Genomic DNA, 2,694 nt, shown 5'->3' with positions numbered 1-2,694 from the left:
GGTGATAGACGCCCATGCGCCAAAAGCCAAGGAATTCCCGGTGACTGACTGGGCTGCAACAGGGAAGGCCGGAAGCCGCTTGAAAGCGTGCTTCCGGCCTCTGTCGATCCGGGAGGAAGGGACGTTACACCCGGTCGGCCTCGTTGCGGTGCCTGTTGTGCAATCGGCGCCGCCAGTCCTTGATCCTGGAATGGACTTTAGCGCCGGCTGCCTGAACGCGCGCCGAAGTGCCGGTTCATCTGCCGTTCATCAAGGGCCCGGCCGCCGTGGCTTTTGCCGCCAGGTGAAATCTTGAAATGCTTTCCAGCGCTCCCCAAATGTCTCGTGCGGTCGCCAATGTCGGGGCCGCTGGCCCACCCGAAACGCCGCTCAAGGGTTTCGCACCGGCCATACGCAAACCATGTTGCTCAACAGGAGAACACCTCATGCGTCACGTTGATTTTTCCCCGCTTTATCGCTCGACCGTCGGCTTCGATCGTCTGTTCACGATGCTCGATTCGCTTGCGCAGCCGGATGGCGCGCAGACCTACCCGCCCTACAACATCGAGCGCACCGGTGAGGATTCCTACCGGATCTCGATGGCGGTTGCCGGCTTCTCTGACGAGGAAATCTCGATCGAAGCCCATCGCAACGTGCTGACCGTGAAGGGTGAGCGCAAGGACGAGGGCACCGGCGAAGGCTCTGAACTGCTCTATCGCGGCATTGCCTCGAGAGCCTTCGAACGCCGCTTCCAGCTTGCCGACCACGTCGAAGTTGTCGGTGCTTCGCTGAAGAACGGCCTGCTGTTCGTCGACCTCAAGCGCAACATCCCCGAGGAGCTGAAGCCGCGCAAGATCGCGATTACGGCATCTTCGGCCAAGGCCAAGCAGATCGAGGCCAAGACCGCTGCCTAAAGTACAAGTCTCCTCCCGAGACGGAAGCGGCGCCGAAAGGCGCCGCTTTTTTGTTATCGGGGATTTCGGTATCAGGCGATCAGCTGGCCAAAACGGTCGACCTCATCGGCCGTCGTCGCGAAGCTGGTGACGAAGCGATACAGCAACTCGTCCTCGCTGATGTGGCCGTCAAAGCCGTGCGGCTTGTGCCAATCATAGAACGCCGCACCCGCTGCCTGCAGCTTTTCAGCTTCGGCTTTCTTGATCACTGCGAAAACCTCGTTTGCCTGCGGCAGCCATGCCAGCTTTGCCGTGGCCGAATCCTCGATCGCAGCGGCAAGGCGTGCGGCCATGGCGTTGGCGTGGCGGGCGGTGTCCAGCCACAATCCGTCTTTGAAATAGGCCTCGAACTGCGCCGCGACGAAGCGCGATTTCGAAAACAGCTGGGCGGCGCGCTTGCGCAGGAACGCCAATTCCCTGGCACGATCAAGATCGAACAGCACGATCGCTTCGGCGCACCAGCAGCCATTCTTGGTGCCGCCGAAGGACAGGATGTCGACGCCGCGTTTCCAGGTCATTTCGGCTGGCGACGTGTCGAGCGCGACCAGCGCATTGGCAAAGCGGGCGCCGTCCATGTGCAAGGGCACCGAATATCGTTTGGCGATCGCCGCGATCGTCTCGATCTCATCCAGGCCGTAGATAGTGCCGACCTCGGTCGACTGGGTGATCGAAACGGCCATCGGCCGTCCCCAATGGACGATTTCCGGTGCGAAACGGCCGATGGTCCTTTCCAGATTGTGCGGATCGATCTTGCCCAGCGCGCCATCGATCTCATGCAGGCGTGAGCCGCCGGAAAAATACACCGGCGCGCCGCATTCGTCCTCGATGACATGCGATTCGCGATGAGCAAAGGAAATGCCGCCCGGCTTGTTGTAAGCGGTCAGCGCCAGCGAGTTGGCGGCCGTGCCGGTGGCGACGAAGAACACCGCGACCTCGCGTTCGAAAATCTCGCTGAAGCGCTGGTAGACTGCCTGGTCGAGCGCTCCGTCGCCGTAGGCGGTCGAAAAGCCGCCGGCATTGGCCGACAGGCCGGCGGCAATGTTGGGGTGGGCGCCTGCCCAATTGTCGGAAGCGAAGAACATGCATCTGCCTATGTCTTGGGAGAACGGGGGGTTGGGGAAATCAGATTGAAGTTGACCGGTTTCGCGTGCTGATCGCAAGGGCCAGGCGCCGGAAAAACAGTAAAGCCAGCCAACGGGCAAAGCCCAGGCCGACGACTGAAGCTTACGTTTTTCCTCAGCTTCACGACATTTTCTGTCGCGAATGCCCCAAGTTTTTTGCAAATCGGTCTTGTGTGGGTCCGGGATTTCTGCCATAAAAATTTAGGACAGTAGTGCTGTCTTATTTTGTCGCACAAAACGAGCTGGATTGGCGTATCATTTGGGCCTCTCCGGCTGTTGCCGCGAGCGACAGGTGGACAGCCAGACTCTGGCCTGTACGATTACCAGATGCGATCCATGCGGAAAGCCGCCTGGTTCGACAGGATTTCGCAAGACGTGCCACAAGGATCAGGGTGAGCCAAGCGCTTGCCGAGGCAAACCAGCGCCTGAATGGCTGGGAAGGAGGACAGGAGATGACGGACATGACGCACTCTGCGACGAACGGCCAGGCCGCGCAGACGAAAGCGGCAACCGTCAAAACCACCTTGCGATCCAATATTGGCCGAAGCGCCAACGGATTTTCCGCCCAGGGCCTCTACGATCCACGCAACGAGCATGACGCCTGCGGCGTCGGTTTCATCGTCAACATGAAGGGCGTGAAG

4 protein-coding genes are annotated in these 2,694 nt (G+C 60.2%); 3 read left to right on the top strand and 1 reads right to left on the bottom strand.

Features of this window, described 5'->3' with window-relative positions; all coding sequences use genetic code 11:
• Together EN932_RS38515 and EN932_RS33420 are read left to right on the top strand one after the other, a co-directional pair.
• On the top strand, positions 1-295 hold a 295-nt coding region (locus EN932_RS38515; protein ID WP_206618993.1), incomplete at its 5' end, for a hypothetical protein.
• Between the two features lie 130 nt (positions 296-425).
• Positions 426-893: an Hsp20 family protein gene (locus tag EN932_RS33420; protein WP_013529716.1), complete on the top strand. Its 468-nt coding sequence runs from the start codon at positions 426-428 to the stop codon at positions 891-893.
• Positions 894-964: 71 nt separating this feature from the next.
• Here EN932_RS33420 and EN932_RS33415 read toward each other — a convergent pair whose 3' ends face one another.
• Positions 965-2,014 (bottom strand): low specificity L-threonine aldolase, encoded by a 1,050-nt coding sequence (locus EN932_RS33415; RefSeq protein WP_013529717.1) that lies wholly within the window; start codon positions 2,012-2,014, stop codon positions 965-967.
• Positions 2,015-2,505: 491 nt separating this feature from the next.
• Here EN932_RS33415 and EN932_RS33410 point away from each other — a divergent pair.
• Positions 2,506-2,694: hypothetical protein (locus tag EN932_RS33410; protein WP_164890763.1), on the top strand; the 189-nt coding region annotated here is incomplete at its 3' end.

Source organism: Mesorhizobium sp. M7A.F.Ca.US.002.01.1.1 (assembly GCF_004022955.1).
GTDB lineage: Bacteria > Pseudomonadota > Alphaproteobacteria > Rhizobiales > Rhizobiaceae > Mesorhizobium > Mesorhizobium ciceri.
The sequence above is the reverse complement of the archived record's forward strand: the minus strand, read 5'-3'. Positions and strand labels throughout refer to the sequence as shown.